Below are 21,645 nucleotides of genomic sequence, written 5' to 3'. Positions count from 1 at the left end.
GGACACCCGGCATGTTCACCGGCTTCCCCGTTGCCGCCCTCGACTTCTACGAGGATCTCGAGGCGGACAACAGCAAGCCGTTCTGGGCCGCGCACAAGGCCGTCTACGACGACTGCGTGCGCGGCCCGATGCTTGCGCTGCTCGCGGAGCTCGAACCGGAGTTCGGAGCGGGCAAGGCGTTCCGCCCGCACCGCGACGTGCGCTTCAGCACGGACAAGTCGCCGTACAAGACCCATCAGGGCGGCTTCGTGCAGACCGGGCCCGGCGTCGGCTTCTACGTGCAGATCGACGCGGCCGGGCTGCGGGTCGCCGGCGGCTTCTACCGGGGCTCGTCCGACCAGGTCGCCGCATACCGTGCCGCCGTGGACGATTCGCGCCGCGGACCGCGACTCGAACCGCTCGTCCGGCGGCTGCACCGGGCCGGGTACGAGATCGGTGGCGAACGGCTGAAGACCCGTCCGCGCGGTGTCGCCGAGGACCACCCCCGACTCGACCTGCTGCGGCACAAGTCCCTCACCGCCGCGCGGGCACACCCCTCGCCCGAGTGGATCGACACCCCGCGCACCCTCGACGAGGTGCGCTCCGCCTGGCGCGACGTCCGGCCCCTCGTGGAGTGGCTGACCGCCGCCACCGCCACCTGAAAAGCGTTCGCATCGCGGACGATCCGAGGGTTTGCGTGCCGTACCGATCGGTACGGAAAGTGCTGTGGCACAAGAGTTTGCCGCCCGTACACCTGCCGTCGGCATGATCTTCGTCACGCCGACACCTTCAGTCGCAGGTCGCGCCGGACCCGCCCGAGCGGACCCCACCGGTCTTCACTTAAGGTGGCTCCTCGTGATCGACGCGCGAACCCTCGAGGCCCCCACCGAAAACGCGAAACTCGAGACCGTCCGACGGTGGAAACCCGGAGCCTGCGTCTGGTGCGGCGACACCGAGTCCGTCGAGCCGTTCCGTAACGAACCCCGTTGCGGCACTTGCCGCACGCACGAATCCATCATCGACGAGGCCCGCAAGTTCGTCGGTATGTACGGTCTGCGCCCCATCGGCGGCACACTGCAGTCGGACGACGAGGAGGAGTACGAGCACCGCAAGGCCGCCCGCGACTCGCGCCGCGTCCTCAACGACATCCGGCTCGCCGAACAACCCGATCCCGCCCTCGTGCGCAAGGCTCTGCGTCCCCGCGCCGCCGCCGTCGTCGCCGAGACCGTGCGCCGGCCCGCCACCCCGCGCACGCCCTCGGTGCGCCCGTCGCAGCGCGCCGCCGAACCGGCGCCGGTACGCACCGGCGGCGTCGACGTCGACGAGATCCAGAACCGCGCCCTCGCGCTGCTCGATCAGCTCTCCGCGATCGATGCGCAGCTCGCGCTCGTCGCCGAGCAGTCCGGCCTCGCCGCCCGCGCCCGCCGCGGCGACCTCGAGAAGCAGAAGGCCACCATCCTGCGCACCCTGGCCGCCCTGGAGAAGGCGCGGCTCAGCGCGACGAGGTAGGAGCTCTCGCCCCCAGGGGAGGTTGTCGCGGCACCGTCCGGTGCCGCAGTCGACAACCTCCCCTCGTCGTCTGTAACGCCTGGTCGGACTACGCAAACCGGACATCCCTCTCCTCGGTCCGGAAGAGACCGGGTAGTCTGCCCGTGCCGAGGGGTCTGTCGGGGACACCGGGGACAACGGTGGAGACCGCACATGCCGGCGTGCGTCGACAGACCGAGCGAGAGGAGTTGCCGTGAGTGTCCCCGGCGCCGTCCGTACCGGGGTACCGACGTGGCGGACGCTGGCCACCGCCGTGCCCCGCGCCCGCCTGTTCGACATGCTCGACCGCGGGTCCGCGCTCACGGTGGTCCACGCACCGGGCGGATTCGGCAAGAGCACGCTCCTGGCCACGTGGCTGCACCGGGGCGGCGCACCCGAACGCGACATCGCGTGGGTGCCGGTGGCGGACGACGCGGCACCGGACCGCATCTGGTCCGACGTCTGCACGGTGCTGGGTGAACACGTCGCGCCCGGTGACCCGACCGAACGGCTCGCCGAGGTCCTCCGATCCCGTCCGGCGCCGTCCCTGCTCGTCCTCGACGGGCTCCCCGCCACCGCGCTCGACGACCTGCTGCCGGCGATCCGGCACCTGCTCGACCGCTGCCCGTCCGTCGACGTCGCCGTCTGCGTACGGGGCAGCGCCGCATCGGCGGCCGTAGCCACGGCCGGCGTGGACTGCACGTTCGTCTCCGCCCACGATCTGCGGTTCACGCCGCGCGAGACCGCGGAGTTCTTCCGCGCCGCCGGGGTGGAGCTCGCGGCCGACGAGTACGGCGACCTCTGCCGCGCGCTGGGCGGGTTGCCGCAGTTGATCTCGGGTGCGCTGAACGTCGCGCGGCTGCACCGGGGCGCACCGGTCGACCAGGAGGGCCGGCCGTCGCCCGAACTGGCCGTCGCCATCGCCGGGTCCGCATCGGTTCTGCTCGACACGCTGACCGCCGAGGAGCGCGCGTTCGCGCTGCGCGTGGTCGCCGCCCGTGCTCTCGACGCGGAACTCGCCGCCGAGCTCACCGGTCGGTCGGACGCGGCCGGACTTCTCGACCGGCTCGAAGCGCGGGGCCTGCTCGTCGTCGACGAGGCAGCCGAGACCCGGACGTGGGCGTGGCCGTCGGCCCTGCGGCTCGCGGTGCTCGACCAGGCCCGGCAGGAGGAACCCGGGCGGGTCGACGAGCTGATGACCGCGCTCGCGCGCCGCCATCGGGACGCGGGCCGGCCGGCGCCGGCCGCGACCTATGCGGCCGAGGCCCGCAACTGGGCGATGGCCGCGGGCATCGTCGAACGCAGCTGGGGTCAGATGGTCGCCGAGCATCTCGAGGAACTCATTCTCGTGCTGCGGACGATTCCCGAGGACTTTCTGCAGGACTACCCGGCCGTGCTCGCCGGGCGGGCACTGTTCGTGCAGATGCTCGCCGACCATCCCATCCTGCGGGCGTCGCTGCCCGGCGAGCCCGACGAACTGCACGCACTCGGCGCCGGGCCGGACGCCGCGAACGTCCTGCACCTGGCGACGGTGCAGTCGCTCGCGCTGCGGGTCGCCGGCGATTTCGTCCAGGGTGCCGCGTGCACGCGGCGGCTCGAACCGCTGGTGCAGAGCATGCTCGCGCACCAGCCGGACAACATCACCCCGCAGTTGCCGCTGCTGCGCGTCCAGTGGGCGATCACCTTCCAGCTCGCCGCGGATCTCGCCGAATCCAACCGGCAGTTCGAATCGGCCTACCGGGGCGGCGTCGCCGCGGGCACCCCGTACATCGTCCAGAACGCCGCCGGCAGTTCGGCGCTGAACTGGGCACTGGTCGGCGACGTGCCGCGTGCCCGCCGGTGGCTCGCCCGGGAGGCGACGGCGGAACCGTCCGACGGGCTCTTCGGCGAACTCGTCAAGGTCGGCGGCCGGGTCGCCACTGCCCTGACCCATCTCGACGCCCTCGACGTCGGCGCGGCCGAGGCGATGATCGACCTGCTCGGCGCGCCCAGCGACCGGGAGGAGCTGTGGGGATTCGTCGCCTACGCCCACGCCCAGCACGCGCTGCTCACCGTCGAGGCGTACGCGGGTCTGACGTGGTTGCACCACACCGTCGCCGGCCACGCCCATCGGCACGGCGACGGCGCGTTCTCCCGGACGCTGCTCACCGCGACGGAGATCGACCTGCACCTGGCTCTCGGCAACGGCAACCTGGCGCGCGCCGTGGCAGACCTCGAGCCCCGGCACCACCCGATCCTCGTCGTGCCGGACGCTCGGGTGGATCTGCTCGGCGGGAATCCCGGCCGGGCCGTCAAGAAGCTCGCGCGGGTGTCCTGGCCGGACTGCGGCTTCCCGCGGGCCCACCTCGAGGCGCTGCTGCTCGAGGCCGCCGCCCAGCTCGACCTGGGTAATCCGAGGGCCGCGGCCGTGTGCTGGGAACGCGCCTGCGCCCTCGGGCAGACGCTGGGCAATCGGCGCGCGTTCACCACCGTGCCGGACCGGCACCGGCGCGAACTCGAAGAGCGCAGCGGAATTGCGGTGCCCGGCGGTCCCGTCGGGGCGGTGTTCCCGGACGAGGTCGCACGGGTCGAGCTGTCCCCGCGGGAGAGGGAGGTGCTCGCGCTACTGGCCGAGGGATGCCCGCAGAGCGAGATCGCCCGCCTCCTGTTCGTCTCTCCGAACACGGTCAAGACGCAGCTGCGCAGCATCTATCGCAAGCTCGGGGTTCACACACGGGTCGAGGCGATCACCCGCGCGCGCGAGCTGCGGCTGCTGCCCGTCACCAGCGATCTCTAGACCCGCCCCACGGGCGGTAGGTCTCGCCGCCGCCCGCCCGACCCGAGCGGAGGTATCGCTCACCCGCTCGGACCGACGCAACGGCACAGGCGCTCGGCTCCGGGGAAGGTCAGGCCGGCTTGTGGGCGAGCACCCGGAACACGATGCCCATCCGCCCGGTGCGGTGCACGTCGTCGACGACGAACCCGGCCTCGGTGAGATAGGGCGCCGGGTCGCGGAGCAGGTGGTCGGCGCCGAAGCGGATGCTGAGCGGCTCGATGCCCCGCTGCAGGGCACGCAGCACCCGGTTCGTCGACGGCCCGTGCTCGGCGAGCACGATCCTGCCCCCGGGGACGAGCACGCGGTACGCCTGGGCCGCGGCGCGGGCCGGGTCGGGCACGGTGCAGAACGTGAAGGTCGAGAGCACGGTGTCCGCGCTCGCGTCGGGCAGGTCGAGGGCCTGCACGTCGCCCTCGCGCAGTTCGACGCGCGGGTCGGCGGCGGCCTTCGTCCGGGCGAGGTCGAGCATCCTCGGCGAGATGTCGACGCCGACGACGTGTTCGACCTCGGGTCCGTAGAGCGGCAGGTTGAGGCCCGTGCCGACGGCGAGTTCGACGACGCGGCCGCGAGCCTGCGCGGCCGCCCAGTGCCGGGCGGGGCCGAGTATCAACCGCTCGACCAGGCTCATGCCGCGGTCGTAGTTCTTCGACATCTCGTCGAAGATCCGCGAGACGCGGGCGTTCTCGTTCTCGACCTGCTCCGAATCGGTCACTGTGTCTCCTCACCGAAGTGTCACCGCCGACGGTACCGGCGTACCGTCCCGGCTGTGACCGAACCGATCCCGGAACAGCGCCGCGTCCTGACCGTACTGGTGGCCGCGCAGATTCTCAGCGGCGCGGGCCTGGCGGCCGGCGTGACCGTCGGCGCGCTCCTCGCGCAGGACATGCTGGGCAGCACGAGTCTCGCCGGGGTGCCCAGCGCCCTGTTCACGATCGGGTCGGCGGCGGCGGCCGTCGCCGTGGGGCGGATCTCGCAGCGCGCCGGGCGCCGTGGCGGGCTGACGTTCGGGTACGCCACCGGCGCGCTCGGCAGCGCGGGTGTGGTGGCCGCCGCGGCGCTCGACACCGCGGTGCTGCTGTTCGCGGCCCTGTTCGTCTACGGAGCGGGCACCGCGACGAGCCTGCAGGCGCGCTACGCCGGCGCCGACCTGGCCGCTCCGGAGCGCCGGGGGCGCGCGGTGAGCACGGTGCTGGTGGCGACGACGCTCGGGGCGGTGGTCGGCCCGAACCTGACCGCCGTCATGGGCGACGCCGCCGAATCCTGGGGCATTCCCCGGCTGTCCGGGCCGTTCGTGCTCTCCGGCGTCGCCTACGGGCTCGCCGCGGTCGTCCTGTGGGTCCTGCTGCGTCCGGATCCGCTCCTGCTCGCCCGCAGCCGCGCGGCGGCCGCGGAGCCGGCGCCGGACGGCGAGCGGCCGGCCGTGGCCCGGCAGTGGTCGCCCGCGGTGACCGCCGGGGTGGTGGTGATGATCGTGACACAGCTCGTGATGGTGGCGGTGATGACGATGACGCCGATCCACATGCGCGACCACGGGCACGACGTCGGGGCGACGGGCGTGGTCATCGCGATCCACGTCGCGGCGATGTTCCTGCCGTCCCCGATCGCGGGGATGCTCGTGGACCGGGTCGGGCCCTACCGGGTCGCGGCCGCCGCGGGACTCGTCCTGCTGGCCTCCGGGGTGTCGGCGGCGCTGGCCCCGCCGCATTCGGTGCCCGCCCTCGCGTTCGCGCTGGGCCTGCTCGGTTTCGGGTGGAGCCTGGGCCTGGTGAGCGGCACCGCGCTCGTCACCGATGCGGTGCCGCTCGAGTCCCGCGCGGCCACGCAAGGCACCGCGGACCTGTTCGTCGCGCTGGCGGGGGCGGGCGGCGGTCTGGGTTCGGGTCTGGTCGTCGCGGCGGCGGGGTTCCCGGCGCTGGCGCTGACCGGTGCGGCGGTGTCGCTGGTGATCCTTCCGGTCCTCGCGCGACGGTCCGCCGCGCAGCCCGCCCTCCGCTAGCGGGTCAGGCCGGCACCGCGACCGCTCGTCGCGCCACCCGCAGATCCACCAGCCACACCAGGGCGGTCGCGGCGGCCGCCGCGACACCGAACAGGCACACCCCGGTCCAGCCGGCGCTCGTCCACGCGAGCGCGCCGAGCGCCGAACCGGCCGCGGCACCGATGAAGTACGTCGTCATGTACACCGCGTTGATGCGGGAGCGGGCCGCGGGCGCCAGCGCGTAGACGATGCTCTGGTTGCTGATGTGGACGGCCTGCAGTGCCAGGTCGACCGCGACCATCCCGATCAGGAACCACGCCAGCGAGTGCGCTCCGGCCGCCAGCGCGGCCCAGGACACGACGAGCACCGCCGCGCCGGCGCCGGAGGCGAGCTGCGCGAGGCCACGGTCGGCGAGGCGGCCGGTGAGGTTGGCCATCACCGCGCCGGCGACCCCGGCCAGGCCCACCAGCCCGATCTGCACCTCGTCGAATCCGTAGGGTTCGCCGGACAGCAGGAACGCCATCGTGGAGAACAGGGCGCTCACGGATGCGAAGGACAGGGCGCCGAGCACCGACCGGGTCCGCAGCCGCGGCTGGGTGCGCACGAGGGTGCCGAGCGAACGCAGGGTGGTCCCGTAGCCGATGCGCTCGGCAGGGCGCGACGTCGGCAGCGCTCGCCACAGGGCGAGCGCGACGAGGACCATCACGGCGGCGCTCACCCGGTAGACGGTGGCCCACCCGCCGAGGCCGGCGAGCAGCCCGGCGACGCTGCGGGCGAGCAGGATGCCGAGCACCAGGCCGCTCATCACCGTCCCGACGGCCTGCCCACTGCGCTCCGGTTCGGCCAGGGTGGCGGCGAACGGCACCAGCACCTGCGCGGCCACCGAGAACAATCCCGCGATCGCCGTGCCGACGGCCAGCACCGCGATGGTCGGAGCGAAACCGCTCAGCGCCTGGCCGGCCGCGGCGGCGAGCATGAGCCCCACCGTGAGGCGGCGCTTGTCGAACATGTCGCCGAGCGGCACCAGGAACAGCAGCCCGAGGCCGTAGGAGACCTGGGCGACGGTGACGGTGGCCGCGGCGGCGGAGTGGGAGGTGCCCAGGGCGACGGCGATCGAGTCGAGCAGCGGCTGGTTGAAGTAGTTGCCGCCCACGCACAGGCCGGTGGCCGCCGCCATCAACAGCAGGACGGGGGTGGTCAGCACGGGTCGCGGGGACGTCACGTCTGCCAGCCTCGCGCGGCCGGGACCGCGCTGTCCAACCGGCGTCGCGTCGGCGGCCGGGACCGCGCGGGTCAGCTGCGGCTCGCGCCGATCAGCGCGAACCGGCCGTCGGGATCGATCCACTCGCGCCGTACGACGAACCCGGCCTCGGTCAGTTCGCGGCCCATGCCGTCGAGCCGGAACTTGGCGGAGATCTCGGTGCGCAGATGCTCGCCCTCCTCGAACGCGATCTCGAGGTCGAGGCCGGGAATCCGGACCGTCATGGGCTCGGTGGCCTCGAGTCGCATCTCGATCCACTCGTTGATCGGGTCCCACACCGCGACGTGCCGGAACTTCCCGGGTTCGAAGTCCGCGCCGAGCCGGGCATTGAGCACGTTCAGCACGTTGCGGTCGAACTCCGCGGTGACCCCGGCGGCGTCGTCGTAGGCCGGCACGAGCACGTCGGGATCGGTGACGAGGCCGATTCCGAGCAGTAGCCACTCCCCCGGCTCGAGCACCGCGGCGAGGTCGGTGAGGAACGCGGCGCGCTCGGTGGGCGCCAGGTTGCCGATGGTGCCGCCGAGGAATGCGATCAAGCGGCGTCCGCCGCCGGGCAGATGCGTGAGCGATCCGGTGAAGTCGCCGACGACGCCCCGCACGGTCAGGTCCGGGTATTCGACGGAGAGCCGGGTCACCGCGGACTGCAGGGCGACCTCGGAGACGTCCTGCGGTACGTACGTATGGATGTACGGTCGCAGCGCGTCGAGCAGGATCTCCGTCTTCTCCGAGGATCCCGATCCGAGCTCGACGAGCATCTCGGGCCGCGCCTCGTCGGCGAGCTCCGACGAATGTTGTTGCAGCAGAGACCGTTCGGTGCGGGTGGGATAGTACTCCGGCAGCCGGGTGATCTGATCGAACAGCTCGCCGCCGCGCTCGTCGTAGAGCCACGTCGGCGAGAGCCACTTCGGCGACGACGTCAGCCCGCGGCGCGCGTCGGCCCGCAGCGACTCGTCGAGTTGCTCCGGCGTCAGGTACACGTCCACCGTCATGAGACGGCCACCTCCATGGGGGACACGATGAGGTGCCCCGGTCGGGCGCTGACCAGGTGCCGGTCCGGCACCTGGCGCCAGCGCGGATCGTCGTCGTACGGTTCCGAGGACACCACGGCGACGTCCTCGTCGACGAGGGTCCACAGCGAGTGGTACCAGGCCGTCGCCCACAGCCCGGAACCGTTGCCCAGCAACAGGTTCAGCCGCGAAGCCGGGGCGACGTCGAGCACGTCGTGCACGAGCCGCATCAACGCCTGCTCGGGCCGCGAGGAACGCAGCCGCGAATACAACAGCAGCCACAGCGCGGCGGCGTCGGTGGGCGACTCGAGCCGCAGCAGTTCGGCCACCGGCAGGCGCTCGGCCAGCGAGACGAGCGACCCGGGCCAGCCGCGGACGACGCCGTTGAGGCTGAACGCCCAGCCGTCGCGGGTGAACGGGGCGCACGCCGAGCGCTCCACCGGCATGCCTTCCGTCGCCGAACGCAGCGACGCCATGACGGCTCCGGCGCTGATATGCGAAAGACCTTCGGCGACAAAGGGATCGGACCAGATGGGGGTGGGGTTCCGATAGCGGCCGAAGCCGTCCGCACCCCACCATGCCACCCCGAACCCGTCGGCGTTGATCGTGCCGCCGCCACGCATGTCCTTCGGCGCCCACGACTGGCGCACCAGCGACCGGGGTCCCTCGGTCACCAGGGAACTCACCGAGCGGACCGGCCCGAGGTATCCCAGGTGTCTACACATCCGGCACGTCCCGCGCGCAGCGGAAGCCGGCGAAGATCTGCCGCCGGATCGGCAGGTCCCAGTTGCGGAAGGTGCCGCGGCAGGCTGCAGGGTCGGTGCCGAAGGAGCCGCCGCGCAGCACCCGGAAGTCGCCCCCGAAGAACACCTCCGAGTACTCCCGGTACGGGAAGGCCGCGAATCCGGGGTACGGCTCGAATCCGGACGCCGTCCATTCCCACACGTCCCCGATCAGCTGGTGCACCCCGAGACGCGACGCACCCGCGGGGTACGCCCCGACGACGGCCGGCTCGAGGTGCCGCTGGCCGAGGTTGGCGTGGGCCTCGGTCGGTTCCTCGTCGCCCCACGGGTAGCGCCGGCTCTGCCCGGTCAGCGGGTCCCAGCGGGCGGCCTTCTCCCACTCGGCCTCGCTGGGCAACCGGCGTCCGGCCCAGCGGGCGAACGCCTCGGCCTCGTGGAAGCACACGTGCACGACGGGCTCGTCGGGGTCGAGCGGCACCGTCACCCCGAACCGGCGGCGCCACCACGTGCCCGCGTCGTCGCGGGTCCAGAACTGGGGAGCCTCGAGTCCCGCCTGCTCGCGGTGCAGCCACCCCTGCGGGCTCCACAGTTCCCGGCGGGCGTAGCCGCCGTCGGCGAGGAACTCGAGATAGCGCCCGTTGGTGACCGGCACGGTGTCGATCGCGAAGGCCGGCACGTACACCCGGTGCGCGGACCGCTCGTTGTCCAACGCCCACGGATCCGTCGACGTCCCCATCTCGAACTCCCCGCCCGGGATCAGCACCTCCGCCGCGGCCGGTGCTTCGGCGCGCCGCGGCGCCGGCGGCGCGTCGAGGACCGGGGGCCCCGCCCGCAGCTGGTGTGTCGCGAGCATCGTCTCCGCGTGCTGCACCTCGTGCTGGACACTCATCGCGAACACGAAACCCTCGCGGGTGAGGTCGGTGTCGAAGCGGCACCGCGCCAGCACGTCCGCCGTGTGCGCGCGGACCTCCGCCGCGTAGTCGCGGGCCGCCCGCGGCCCGAGCAGCGGCAGCGCGGGCCGGTCCGCCCGCGGATGGCGGAAGGCGTCGTAGAGGTCGTCGACGTCCGGGCGCACACCGGCGTGACCGCCGGCCGCCCGGAGCAGCCAGCGTTCCTCCTGGTTGGCGATGTGCGCGAGGTCCCACACGAGGGGACTCATCAGCGGTGAATGCTGGGCCGTGAGTTCCGCGTCGTCGATGTCGGTCAGCGCGAGCACCCGCGCCCGCGCCCGCGCGAGATCCCGGTCGAGCCGGGCATGCAGACCGCTCACCGATCCTGGACCTCCGGGGTGCGACCGCGGCAGCACCGCTCCGCCGCCGCGTCCAGCGCCGCGGTGAACCGCATGTCCGGCGACGCCTCCGCGGCGAGGGCGAGCAGTCCGACCGCCGCGGCCCGGATCTCGAGATCCGCGAGTCCGAACTCGGCCGCCTCCTGCCAGCGATCCACGACGGGGGCGGCGACGGCCAGGGCCTCGTCCATGACGGCCGGCGAGGTGAGCAGTGCCTCGACCGCGGCGACCGGGACCTGCCACAGGGCCCCCGGCTGCGCGTCGATGTACCGGACCTCGAGGTGCCCGGCCGGACGCACCGGCGGGAACAGGGTGGTCAGGTGGTAGTCCAGGTCGGCGACGGTGGGCCGGCGCCCGATCTCGTCGTCCAGGTCGCCACCCAGCCAGTCCGCGAACGACGCGCCGGGCGGCGCATGCCAGTCCCCGCCGGTCGCGCGCACACACAGCAGCGGCGCGTCCAGCGCCCACGCCGGGTAGCGCGCCGGATCGGGCACGGGGGTGGTGCGGTCGGCGTCCAGCGCCAGCCAGGTGCGCATCCGCTGCGACGCCCAGTTCCCGTCCGGTGCCCCACGCAGCGAAGGCGAACACGCGAACGCGGCCACCAGCGCCGGTCCGACGGCGTGCAGTACCCGCCACCGCCGGGCCAGCTCGTCGTCGTCGGCGCCGGCGTCGACGCTCACCTGGGTGGCGGCGGTGCTGTTCATCATCAGCCGGCCCAGCGGCCCGATCCGATCGAACCGCAGTTCCATCGCGCTGTAGCGGGGAGTGCGCAGCAGCCGCTGCGGTGGGCGCAGCCCGTCGGCCGCCGCGTCGACCAGGTCCACCGACCGGCGCGCCAGCAACGCACCCAGCATGCGGGCGTCGGCGGTGAGACGATCGCAGACCTGCCGCGCCGAGACACACGGCACGCTCGACAGTTCCACCTGCCCACCCGGCTCGAGGGTCACGGCGCTGCCCGACGGCAACGGCCGCGCCGAGGAGCCGGGAGCCAGCTGCCGGGGGGCGTGCGGACCGAGGGCCTCGAGGATGGCCTGCAACTCCGGCCGGGCGCGAGTGCCGTCGGCCCGGGCGGTGAGCCATTCCAGTTCCACGCCGATCAGCCGGGGCGGCCCGAAGCGGAAGCTCACCCGGCGCACGTGCAGCTCGGCGGCGGTTCGTGAGGCGATGCCGGCGTCCGCGCGCGGCACCGCCGGGTCGACTGTGATCACCACTCGGTCCGCCCCTCCCTCGCCTGTGGGCCAGCTCACGGACGAGCCTAACGTCAACCGGCGACAGGAGGCGGCTGAACGCTCACGCCGCGGCCCGGCGCGTCGCCCGGACGACGACACCGGCCGCGAGCACCACGATGCCGGCCACGACCGCACTCGGCGGCAGCGTCAGCACCAGGACGACGCATCCGACGGCGCCGACGACCTGCAGGAACCGGGGGTAGCGCCGGTTCTCGTCCCGCTGGGTGAAGGCGGCCAGATTCGCGACGAGGTAGTACACGAGAACACCGAAGGATGAGAATCCGATCACTCCGCGCAGATCGACGGTCGCGACGAGCACGCACACCACCGCGGCGACGGCGAGTTCGGCCCGGTACGGCACCGCGAATCGCGGATGCACCGCGGCGAGCGGCCGCGGCAGATCACCCTGCCGCGCCATCGCGAGCGCGGTGCGGCCGACGCCCGTGACGAGGGCGAGCAGAGCCCCCAGCGACGCCGCCGCGGCCCCGGCGACCACGACGGGCGCCGCCCACGCCCAGCCACCCACGCGGACCGCGTCGAGCAGCGGCGCGCTGCTCGACGCGAGCCGGTCCGGGCCGAGGCATGCGAGCAGGGTCACGCCGACGACGGCGTAGAGCAGCACCACGAAGCCGAGGGCACCGACGATCGCCCGCGGGATGGTCCGGCGCGGCTCGCGCACCTCCTCACCGAGGGTCGCGATCCGCGCGTAGCCGGCGAAGGCGAAGAACAGCAGGCCGGCCGCCTGCAGCACCCCGTAGGCACCGCCGACGGGACCGAACGGATCGGCGGGTTGCGCCCCGGGACCGGCCCAGCTCGCCGTGATCGCGACGGCCAGCGCCACGAGCACGAGGGTCACGATGATGCGGGCGAGCCGGGCCGTGCGCGTGATGCCGCGGTAGTTCACGGCGGTCAGGGCGAGGACCGCGGCGACGGCGACGGGCCGCCGCCACGGTTCCGGCACGATGTAGGAGGCGAACGTCGCGGCCATCGCCGCACAACTGGCGGTCTTGCCGATCACGAAGCCCCAGCCCGCCACGAAACCCCACCACGGCCCGAGCCGTTCCCGCCCGTACACGTAGGTGCCACCGGACGTCGGGTACTGCGCGGCGAGCTGCGCCGACGAGGTGGCGTTGCAGTACGCCACGACCGCGGCGAGGGCCAGGCCGACGAGCAGGCCCGCGCCGGCGGCTGCCGCGGCCGGCGCGAACGCCGAGAACACCCCCGCCCCGATCATCGCGCCGAGCCCGATGGCGACGGCGTCGCCGGTGCCGAGCCGGCGTTGCAGGGATTTCGATTCGCTCACGTATACATTCCAAGCACGAAGACATGAACGGGAGGTGCGTCCTCGATGCTCGACCTGCAGCGCGCCCGTCGCGACACGCCCGGCTGCTTCGACCGGGTCTTCCTCGACAGCGCGGGCTCGTCGCTGCCCCCGACCCCGGTGCTGGAGACGACCGTCGCGCACCTGCGACGCGAGGCCGAGGTCGGCGGGTACGTCGCCGCCGCGGAACGCGCCGACGACCTCGCCGCGGTGAAGACCTCGATCGCACGGCTGGTCGGCGCGGAGGCACCGTCGATCGCCCTCGTCGAGAGCGCCACCCGGGCGTGGGCGAGCTTCTTCTACTCGGTGCCGCTCCGCGCGGGCGACCGGATCCTGCTCACCCGTTCCGAATACGCCAGCAATGCGGTCTCCGCGCTGCAACGGGCCCGGGCGACCGGCGCGACGGTGGAGACGATGCCGACGGACGCGCTCGGCCGCATCGACGTCGACGCCCTCACCCGCACGCTCGACGAGCGGGTCAAACTGGTGTCCGTCGTGCACGCCCCCACCAACGGCGGGCTCGTCAACCCCGTGCGGGAGGTCGCCGACGCGGCGCACGCCGTCGGCGCGCTGGTGCTGCTCGACGCGTGCCAGTCCGTCGGGCAGCTGCCGGTGAGCGTGCCCGAGTTCGACGTCGACGCCCTTTCCGCGACCGGACGCAAGTGGCTGCGCGGACCCCGCGGCACGGGCTTCCTGTACGTCCGCCCCCGGCTGGTCACCGAGCTCGAACCGGCCGTCCTCGATCTGCACAGCGCGCAGTGGACGGCCCCGGGCGAGTACCGCCTCGCCGACGACGCGACGCGGTTCGAGCTGTGGGAGACGAACGTCGCCGCCCGCCTCGGGCTCGGTGCCGCCGTCGACTACCTGCTCGACCTCGGGGTCGACGCGGTGACCGAGGCGGTCGCCTACCGCGCCGAACACCTGCGCGAGGGCCTGGGCCGGATCCCCGGCGTGGCCGTGCGCGACCTCGGGAAGGAGCACAGCGGCATCGTCTCGTTCACCGTCGACGGCTGGGAGCCGCCGCGGCTGCGGGAGGCGCTGGCCGCCGAGGCGATCACGGTCACGGTCAGCGGGCGCGGGTCGACGCTGCTCGAGATGTCGGCGCGACGGCTCGAGTCGGTGGTGCGCGCCTCCCCGCACTACTTCGTCTCCCCCGCCGACGTGGACCGGTTCCTGGCGGCCGTGCGGTCGCTGACCCGGTCCTGACCGTCCCGGCGACCGGGACGACCGGTTCCGTCCGGCGGCTCACGCGGTCAAGGTGTGCGAATCCCCGCACCACTTCGAGAGGATCGCGATGACCGAGACCAGTCCCGTCCGTCCTGTTCCCGTCGACCGGATCTCCGCCTGGGATCTCGAGGCCGACGTCGTGATCGCCGGGTACGGCATCGCCGGGGTCTGCGCGGCCGTCGGCGCTGCCGACGCCGGAGCCGACGTGTTGGTGCTCGAACGCACCGGCGGGTGGGGCGGCGCCGCCGCCCTCGCGGGCGGATTCGTCTACCTCGGCGGCGGCACGGCCGTGCAGAAAGCCTGCGGATTCGAGGACTCGGTGGACGACATGCGCGCGTTCCTCACCGCGGCACTCGGACCGGGCGTGGACGAGGAGAAGATCGCCGCCTACTGTGCGGGCTCCGTCGAGCACTTCGACTGGCTCGTCGGCTGCGGTGTGCCGTTCAAGCACGAATTCTGGGGCGAGCCCGGCTGGGAGCCTCCCACCGACGCGGGCCTGCAGTACACCGGCGGGGAGAACTCGGCGCCGTACGCCGCCGTCGCCCGGCCCGCGCCGCGCGGCCACGTGCCGCAGATGAGCAACAAGCGGACCGGTGAGCAGGGCGGCGGCTACATGCTCGTGAAGCCGCTCGCCGAGAAGGCCGAAGCCCTCGGGGTCCGCGCCGAGTACGACGTCCGGGTGCAGACCCTCGTCACCGACGCGTCCGGCCGGGTCGTCGGGGTGCTGGCCAAACGGTACGGCACCGACCTGGCGATCCGGGCCCGCCGCGGGGTCGTTCTCGCCACGGGCAGCTTCGCCTACAACGACGACATGGTGCGGGCCCACGCCCCGCACCTGGTGGGTCGTCCCGCCGCGTCGATCGAGGAACACGACGGTCGCGCGATCCGGATGGCGCAGGCGCTCGGCGCCGACCTGGCCCACATGAACGCCACCGAGGTGGCGTTCTTCTGCGATCCCCAGCTGATCGCGCGGGGCATTCTCGTCAACGGTCGCGGCCAGCGGTACGTGCCCGAGGACACCTACCCGGGCCGCATCGGGCAGCTGACCCTGCTGAAGAACGACAACGAGGCGTTCCTCGTCATCGACGAGGAGTCGTACGAGGCCGGGGTCGCCGCCCCGACGTCGTCGGCGCAGCTGCGCCACCAGCCGAAGTGGGTGTGCGAGACCGTCGCGGAACTCGAGGCCGAGATGGGTCTGCCCGAGCGGGCGCTGCAGTCCACGGTGGAGGTGTACAACCTGCACGCCGAACGGGGCGCCGACCCGCTGCTGGGCAAGAAGCGCGAATGGGTGAAGCCGATCGGGTCGCCCGTCGCGGCGATCGACCTGCGCGGCATGACCGGCGGGTTCACGCTCGGCGGCCTGCGTACGAGCCTGCACGCGGAGGTCCTGCACGTCGACGGTGCCCCGATTCCGGGGCTGTATGCGGCGGGACGCGCGGCGGCCGGACTGTCGGCGTGGGGGTACTGCAGCGGCGTCTCCCTCGGCGACGGCAGTTTCTTCGGACGGCGGGCGGGCATCGCCGCCGCGGGCGGCTGAGCGCAGGGGTGGCATTCGACCCGCTCGGGCGGATCCGGTAGAGTCGATCGAGTTGTCTCGGCGAGGGTGAACCGCGAAATCGCTGGCTCACCGTGATCGACGCGGCTGCGGCTCCGCTCGAGCGTGCCCACGCTCCTGGCCGCGCGCGTCGCCCCTCGCCGGGAAGACCGCCCCAGTTCGAGCCATATGCGTAGGAGCCTTTCAGCATGTCCGAGGAAAACCGTATCGCCGCCGTCGTCCGCACCGAGTTCGGCAAGGGTGCCGCCCGCCGCGCCCGCCGCGACGGGCAGGTGCCCGCCGTCCTGTACGGCCACGGCACCGATCCCCAGCACCTGTCGCTGCCGGCCCGCGAGTTCGCGGCCGTGCTGCGCGCCCACGGCACCAACGCCGTGCTGACCCTCGACGTCGACGGCTCGGAGGAGCTGGCGCTGACCAAGTCGGTCGTGGTCCACCCGATCCGCAACTACATCGAGCACGCCGACCTGCTCGTCGTGAAGAAGGGCGAGAAGGTCACCGTCGAGGTCCCGCTCGTGGTCACCGGTGAGGCCGCCTCCGGCACCCTGGTCGTCAACGAGGTCAGCACCGTCCAGCTCGAGGCCGACGCCCTGAACCTGCCCGAGCAGGTCGAGGTGTCCATCGACGGTGTCGAGGCCGGTACCCAGATCCTCGCGAACGACGTGCAGCTGCCCGCCGGTGCGACCCTGCAGGGCGACCCGGAGCTGCTGCTGGTGAACGTGGTTGCCGCACCGACCGCCGCCGCGATGGAGGGCGAATCCGCGGAGGGTGAGGCCGCCGAGGCCGAAGAGGCCTGAGCCCCAACCGGCTCCGCGTGACACGGGCGAGCGGCGCGTCATCCCCTCGGGGTGACGCGCCGTCGTCGTAGCACTACCCGCCGCAACGGAAGGACACCGCCAGGTGAGCGACGCCACCGCACTCGTCGTCGGGCTGGGCAATCCCGGCCCGCAGTACGAGAAGACCCGCCACAACATCGGCTTCATGGTGGCCGACACGCTCGCCGCCCGCGTCGGCGGGAAGTTCAGCGCGCACAAGCGCAGCAACGCCGAGATCGTCCAGGCCCGCCTCGACGGCCGGCAGGTGATCATCGCCAAGCCGCGCACCTTCATGAATCTCTCGGGCGGACCCGTCGCGGGTCTCGCCCGCTTCTTCTCGGTCGAGCCCGCCGACATCGTCGTCGTGCACGACGAACTGGATCTGGACTTCGGCACGGTCCGGCTCAAGCTCGGCGGCGGGGAGAACGGCCACAACGGGCTGCGGTCGATCTCGAGTGCCCTCGGCACCAAGCTCTACCTGCGTACCCGGGTCGGGATCGGCCGCCCGCCGGGCCGCATGGACCCGGCCGACTACGTGCTCAAACCGTTCTCGTCGACCGAACGCAAGGAACTCGACCTGATCCGCGAGCAGGCCGCGGACGCGGTGGAGCTGCTGCTGCGGGTCGGCCTGGAGGACGCCCAGAACCGGGTCCATTGACGTGTGCCCTTCCGGACCGGCCGCGGTCCGGAAGGACACCCCGCGCTACCCGCCGAGCAGGTGGACGGAACTGCCGCGCCGCAGCTTGCCCGACGACGTCTTCGGGATGCTGCCCGGGCCGAGCACCGCGACGGTGCGCGGCCGCACCCCCACCTCCGCGACGACCGCGTGCACGACGTCGCGTTCGATGCGGCGCACCTCCTCCGGGTCGTCGATCCGGTTGGTCTCGACGGCGACCGCGAACGACTCCCGCTTCTCGCCGGAATCGAGCCGGATCGCGACGGCGTTGCCGGGGCGCACGCCGTCGACGCTGCACGCGGCTCGTTCGATGTCGGTGGGATAGACGTTGCGGCCACCCATGATGATGACGTCCTTGACGCGCCCGCACACCACGACCAGGCCGTCCTCGGTGAAGTAGCCGACGTCGCCGGTGTCGAACCAGCCCTGCGGGTCCTGCGCGGGCACCGGACCGTCGACGGTGAGGTAACCGTGGGTGACGGCCTTGCCGCGCAGCTGGATGATGCCGACGCCGCGGGGCGGCAGTACCTGCCCGTCCTCCCCGACGACGCGGCCCTCGAGGCCGGGCACGAGATGCCCGAGGGTGGGCAGGCGCCGGGCGTTGGACCGGGTCGACGGGACCGCCATCCCGCCGGCCTCGAGCAGGTCGGGGTCGACGAGATCGAGGATCTGCCCGCGTCCCGGATCCGGCACCGAGACCGCCAGGGTGGTCTCGGCCATGCCGTAGACCGGCGCGAGCGCCGCCGGATCGAGCCCGAACCGGGCGCCGGCGGCGGCGAGGGCCTCCATGGTGTCCGGGTCGACCGGTTCGGCACCGTTCCACATCCACCGCACCGACGACAGGTCGACGGCGCCGTCGGGCGCCTGTGCGAGCTTGCGAGCCAGGAGTGAGTACGCGAAGTTCGGTGCGGCCGTCACGGTTCCGCGGTACTTGCTCATCAGCTCGGCCCACAGCAGCGGGGAGCGCAGGAAGTCGAGCGGGGTCACGGAGACGACCTCGGCGCCGACCTGCATGGGCACGCTCAGGAAGCCGACCATCCCCATGTCGTGGAACAGCGGCAGCCAGCTGACCATCACGTCGTCGTCGAGGGAGAACTTGATCCGCTCGATCATCGCGTACGCGTTGACGTAGAAGTTCTCGTGCGTGATCTGCACGGCCTTCGGGGAGCCCGTGGACCCGGAGGTCAGCTGCTGCAGCGCGATGTCCTGCTCGTCGGTGGGCAGCGGGTCGACCGGCGTGCCGGCATCCATCTCGGCGATCGTGACGACGGGGATTCCCCGCTCGGCCAGGAGCGGCGCGGCGATCTCGAACGGCGCGCCGAGCACCACCGCGCGGGCGCCGATCATGCCGATGACGACCTCGGTGTCCCGTGCCCACAGCGCCAGGTCGGTGCGCGGGGTGGGCTGGTGCAGCATCGTCACCGAGGCGCCGCGCATCCACACCGCCTGACAGGCGGGTGCGATGTCCACCGGATTCCCCGCGAGGATGCCCACGGCGTCGCCGTGACCGATGTCGGCCGCGGCGAGGGCACCGGCCATGCGCCGGGCCTGCTCGTGAATCTGCCCCCAGCTCTGGCGCCGGGGAGCGTCGGGCTCGCCGGTGACCAGACCGTGCGGGGAACGATCCGCGGTCTCGTACATCTCGTCGGTGAATCTGCTCACGAACCACTCCTCACGTCGATACGACCCCGGGCACCGGGTACGACGTTGCCCAGGGTGCCCCCGATCCGTCCCGGGAGTAAGTCTCTTCGGAGAATGTGACCGAATCTCACGGAAATCGACATTCGATTGCCGAGTAACATGGACGAGTTGTCTGCGATGCGCGAGCCGCCCGCGTGCATCGACGAGCCGCACATCCGCTTCGAGAGGTACTTCCGCGTTGACTACCCCGCCCGTTTCCACCGGCAACGACGCCGGCACCACCGCCGTGTCGTCGAAGGAAGTGCTCGCGGAGGCGGGTCGCCGCCGCACCTTCGCGGTGATCTCCCATCCGGACGCCGGCAAGTCCACGCTGACCGAGGCGCTGGCCCTGCATGCGAAGGTCATCGCCGAGGCCGGTGCGGTGCACGGCAAGGCCGGACGCAAGTCCACGGTGTCCGACTGGATGGAGATGGAGAAGGCCCGCGGCATCTCCGTCAGCTCCACGGCGTTGCAGTTCAACTACCGCTCCGAGGAGTCCGACGACGACGTCGTCAACGTGATCAACCTCGTCGACACACCCGGTCACTCCGACTTCTCCGAGGACACCTACCGGGTGCTCACCGCCGTGGACGCGGCGGTGATGCTGATCGACGCCGCCAAGGGCCTCGAGCCGCAGACACTCAAGCTGTTCCAGGTGTGCCGTCACCGGGGCATCCCGGTCATCACCGTGATCAACAAGTGGGACCGGCCCGGCCGGACCCCGCTGGAACTGCTCGACGAGATCGACGAGCGGATCGGCCTGACTCCCACCCCCCTGTTCTGGCCCGTCGGCATCGCCGGGGACTTCCGTGGCCTGCTGCGGCGCGGGGAGGACGGGGCACCCGTCGAGTACGTCAAGTTCACCCGCACCGCCGGCGGCGCGCGGATCGCTCCCGAGGACCGGCTCTCCCCCGCGGAGGCCGAGGACCGGGAGGGCGGGACGTGGACCGAGGCGGTGGAGGAGTCGGAACTGCTGTCGGCCAGCGGTCAGGACCACGACCAGGAGCTGTTCCTGGCCGGACAGACGTCGCCGGTGATCTTCGCGTCGGCCATGCTCAACTTCGGCGTCCGGCAGATCCTCGACACCCTCGTCGCGCTGGCGCCGCCGCCGCGCGCCCGGCTCGACGTGAACGACGCTCCCCGCAACGTCGACGACCCGTTCAGCGCCGTGGTGTTCAAGGTGCAGGCGGGGATGGACACCGCGCACCGCGACCGCCTGGCGTTCATGCGGGTGGTGTCCGGGGTGTTCGAGCGCGGCATGGTCGTCACCCACGCGCAGACGGGCAAGCCGTTCGCCACCAAGTACGCGCTGACGGTGTTCGGCCGGGAACGGTCCACGGTGGAGAACGCGTACCCCGGCGACGTGGTCGGGCTGGTCAACGCCACGGCCCTCGCCCCCGGGCACACCCTGTACGTGGACCGGAAGGTGGAGTTCCCGCCGATCCCGTCGTTCGCGCCCGAGCACTTCTCGATCCTGCGCGCCGAGAGCGCCTCGAAATACAAGCAGTTCCGCAAGGCCGTCGATCAGCTCGACTCCGAGGGCGTGGTGCAGATCCTGCGCAACGACATCCGCGGCGACGCGTCCCCGGTGATGGCCGCCGTCGGTCCCATGCAGTTCGAGGTGGTGGCGGCCCGGATGAAGGCCGAGTACAACGTCGAGCCGCGGATGGAACCGCTGGGCTACGCGCTGGCCCGCCGCACCGACGCGGCCTCGGTGGACGAACTGAACCGGCAGCGCGGCGTCGAGGTGTTCACCCGGTCCGACGGTGTGCTGCTGGCGCTGGTCAGCGACAAGTGGCGATTGCAGTACCTCCTCAAGGAACTGCCCGACCTCACCCTCGAGCCGCTGGTGGCCGCCGCCGACCAGTGACACCTGTGGTGGGTGGGACCGGTGTGGCTGTGCGTGGGACCGGTGTTGCTGGTAGTTTGCTGTGCCGTCGAGCCGACCCGGGCTCGCGGATGTCAGGAGCGTTCATGGACGACGACTCGACCGCACCGACCGACGGCACGCCGCTGCGCGGCCGTTCCGAGCCGGCGGACGAGTCGCCCGGACCCAAGCGGGCGGGCACCTTCGTCTATCCCCTGCCGGGAACCCTGACCGGCAACGGCGCGTCCGCCCCGCACGCGGTGGGAAGCCACGCGGCGGACCACGACGTCGCCGACGAGGCCGGAGGCAACGGCAGCGATCCGCTCTCGCTGCCGAGCTTCGACGAGATCGTCGCCGGCACGAACGGCGTCGCCGCGGACAGCACTCCGACCGCCGCGTCGCGCCGCAACTCGATGGGAGTGGCATCCGTGCGGATCGCGGCGCGACTGGCGCACACCGAGCTCGCCGCCCGCGCGCAGCGTCCCCACGCCTCCGATCCGACGGTCGAGACCGACGAACTGCTCACCCTGCTCGGTGAGTACCTCGTCGCGGGCGGATTCGAGAAGCCGGAGATCCGCGCCGTGCTGGGCGGGCAGGAGATCGTCGTCGACCTGCTCGCCCCGCGGCGCACCGCGCTCTGACGTCCGCATCCGCGCACCCCCTGGTCGAACGCGCACGAAATT

The 21,645-nt window shown here is 72.5% G+C and carries 18 protein-coding genes; 10 read left to right on the top strand and 8 right to left on the bottom strand.

The window, feature by feature from the left end; translation table 11 throughout:
- Nucleotides 1-11: 11 nt before the first annotated feature.
- From F1734_RS08010 to F1734_RS08000, 3 genes are all read left to right on the top strand, one after another.
- On the top strand, nt 12-641 hold the full coding sequence (locus tag F1734_RS08010; RefSeq protein ID WP_010592946.1) for a DUF2461 domain-containing protein: 630 nt from the start codon (nt 12-14) through the stop codon (nt 639-641).
- 193 nt (nt 642-834) lie between these two features.
- Nucleotides 835-1,488, top strand: coding sequence for a hypothetical protein (locus F1734_RS08005; protein WP_010592947.1), 654 nt, complete (start codon nt 835-837; stop codon nt 1,486-1,488).
- A 232-nt stretch (nt 1,489-1,720) separates the two neighbouring features.
- On the top strand, nt 1,721-4,282 hold the full coding sequence (locus F1734_RS08000) for a LuxR C-terminal-related transcriptional regulator (RefSeq protein WP_203011502.1): 2,562 nt from the start codon (nt 1,721-1,723) through the stop codon (nt 4,280-4,282).
- A 109-nt stretch (nt 4,283-4,391) separates the two neighbouring features.
- On the opposite strand, the gene F1734_RS07995 is transcribed toward F1734_RS08000, so the two are convergent.
- Nucleotides 4,392-5,033: a class I SAM-dependent methyltransferase gene (locus F1734_RS07995; protein ID WP_010592950.1), complete on the bottom strand. Its 642-nt coding sequence runs from the start codon at nt 5,031-5,033 to the stop codon at nt 4,392-4,394.
- Nucleotides 5,034-5,087: 54 nt separating this feature from the next.
- Here F1734_RS07995 and F1734_RS07990 point away from each other — a divergent pair, with 54 nt between their 5' ends.
- Complete coding sequence (locus F1734_RS07990) at nt 5,088-6,317, top strand: MFS transporter (protein WP_010592951.1); 1,230 nt, start codon at nt 5,088-5,090, stop codon at nt 6,315-6,317.
- 4 nt (nt 6,318-6,321) lie between these two features.
- On the opposite strand, the gene F1734_RS07985 is transcribed toward F1734_RS07990, so the two are convergent.
- The 6 genes from F1734_RS07985 to F1734_RS07960 form a co-directional block, all read right to left on the bottom strand.
- The gene (locus F1734_RS07985; protein WP_029539905.1) at nt 6,322-7,518 is read right to left on the bottom strand and encodes an MFS transporter; all 1,197 of its coding nucleotides are present in this window, start codon (nt 7,516-7,518) and stop codon (nt 6,322-6,324) included.
- Nucleotides 7,519-7,589: 71 nt separating this feature from the next.
- Nucleotides 7,590-8,546, bottom strand: a complete 957-nt coding sequence (gene egtD / locus F1734_RS07980) for an L-histidine N(alpha)-methyltransferase (protein ID WP_017679505.1) — start codon at nt 8,544-8,546, stop codon at nt 7,590-7,592.
- Nucleotides 8,543-9,289 carry an ergothioneine biosynthesis protein EgtC gene (gene egtC / locus F1734_RS07975; RefSeq protein ID WP_026137478.1) on the bottom strand — a complete coding sequence of 249 codons (747 nt, stop codon included), beginning with the start codon at nt 9,287-9,289 and terminating at the stop codon, nt 8,543-8,545. Before egtC ends, egtD begins: the two co-directional genes overlap by 4 nt.
- Nucleotides 9,282-10,577 (bottom strand): ergothioneine biosynthesis protein EgtB, encoded by a 1,296-nt coding sequence (gene egtB, locus F1734_RS07970; protein ID WP_040274471.1) that lies wholly within the window; start codon nt 10,575-10,577, stop codon nt 9,282-9,284. The genes egtC and egtB overlap by 8 nt, the downstream gene beginning before the upstream one ends.
- Nucleotides 10,574-11,806 carry an ergothioneine biosynthesis glutamate--cysteine ligase EgtA gene (gene egtA, locus F1734_RS07965; RefSeq protein ID WP_017679502.1) on the bottom strand — a complete coding sequence of 411 codons (1,233 nt, stop codon included), beginning with the start codon at nt 11,804-11,806 and terminating at the stop codon, nt 10,574-10,576. The genes egtB and egtA overlap by 4 nt, the downstream gene beginning before the upstream one ends.
- A 79-nt stretch (nt 11,807-11,885) precedes the next feature.
- Nucleotides 11,886-13,127, bottom strand: a complete 1,242-nt coding sequence (locus F1734_RS07960; protein WP_040274469.1) for an APC family permease — start codon at nt 13,125-13,127, stop codon at nt 11,886-11,888.
- Between the two features lie 45 nt (nt 13,128-13,172).
- Here F1734_RS07960 and F1734_RS07955 point away from each other — a divergent pair, with 45 nt between their 5' ends.
- The 4 genes from F1734_RS07955 to pth all read left to right on the top strand — a co-directional run bounded on the left by F1734_RS07955 (nt 13,173) and on the right by pth (nt 17,397).
- Nucleotides 13,173-14,351 (top strand): aminotransferase class V-fold PLP-dependent enzyme, encoded by a 1,179-nt coding sequence (locus F1734_RS07955; protein ID WP_119699511.1) that lies wholly within the window; start codon nt 13,173-13,175, stop codon nt 14,349-14,351.
- Between the two features lie 88 nt (nt 14,352-14,439).
- Nucleotides 14,440-15,909, top strand: coding sequence for an FAD-dependent oxidoreductase (locus F1734_RS07950; RefSeq protein ID WP_010592960.1), 1,470 nt, complete (start codon nt 14,440-14,442; stop codon nt 15,907-15,909).
- A 206-nt stretch (nt 15,910-16,115) separates the two neighbouring features.
- Nucleotides 16,116-16,721 carry a 50S ribosomal protein L25/general stress protein Ctc gene (locus tag F1734_RS07945; RefSeq protein ID WP_010592961.1) on the top strand — a complete coding sequence of 202 codons (606 nt, stop codon included), beginning with the start codon at nt 16,116-16,118 and terminating at the stop codon, nt 16,719-16,721.
- A 103-nt stretch (nt 16,722-16,824) separates the two neighbouring features.
- Complete coding sequence (gene pth / locus F1734_RS07940) at nt 16,825-17,397, top strand: aminoacyl-tRNA hydrolase (protein ID WP_010592962.1); 573 nt, start codon at nt 16,825-16,827, stop codon at nt 17,395-17,397.
- 45 nt (nt 17,398-17,442) lie between these two features.
- Here pth and F1734_RS07935 read toward each other — a convergent pair whose 3' ends face one another.
- Nucleotides 17,443-19,077, bottom strand: a complete 1,635-nt coding sequence (locus tag F1734_RS07935) for a fatty acyl-AMP ligase (protein ID WP_010592963.1) — start codon at nt 19,075-19,077, stop codon at nt 17,443-17,445.
- A gap of 217 nt (nt 19,078-19,294) precedes the next feature.
- Here F1734_RS07935 and F1734_RS07930 point away from each other — a divergent pair, with 217 nt between their 5' ends.
- Both F1734_RS07930 and F1734_RS07925 read left to right on the top strand, forming a co-directional pair.
- Entirely contained in the window at nt 19,295-20,965 is a 1,671-nt protein-coding gene (locus F1734_RS07930; protein ID WP_010592964.1) for a peptide chain release factor 3, read from the top strand.
- Nucleotides 20,966-21,069: 104 nt separating this feature from the next.
- Entirely contained in the window at nt 21,070-21,603 is a 534-nt protein-coding gene (locus F1734_RS07925) for a hypothetical protein (RefSeq protein WP_048771946.1), read from the top strand.
- Nucleotides 21,604-21,645 lie beyond the last annotated feature (42 nt).

Source organism: Rhodococcus ruber, assembly GCF_016804345.1.
In the GTDB taxonomy this organism is placed as follows: Bacteria; Actinomycetota; Actinomycetes; order Mycobacteriales; family Mycobacteriaceae; genus Rhodococcus; species Rhodococcus ruber.
Note: the sequence above shows the minus strand (reverse complement) of the source record. Positions and strands in the feature narration are given on the sequence as shown.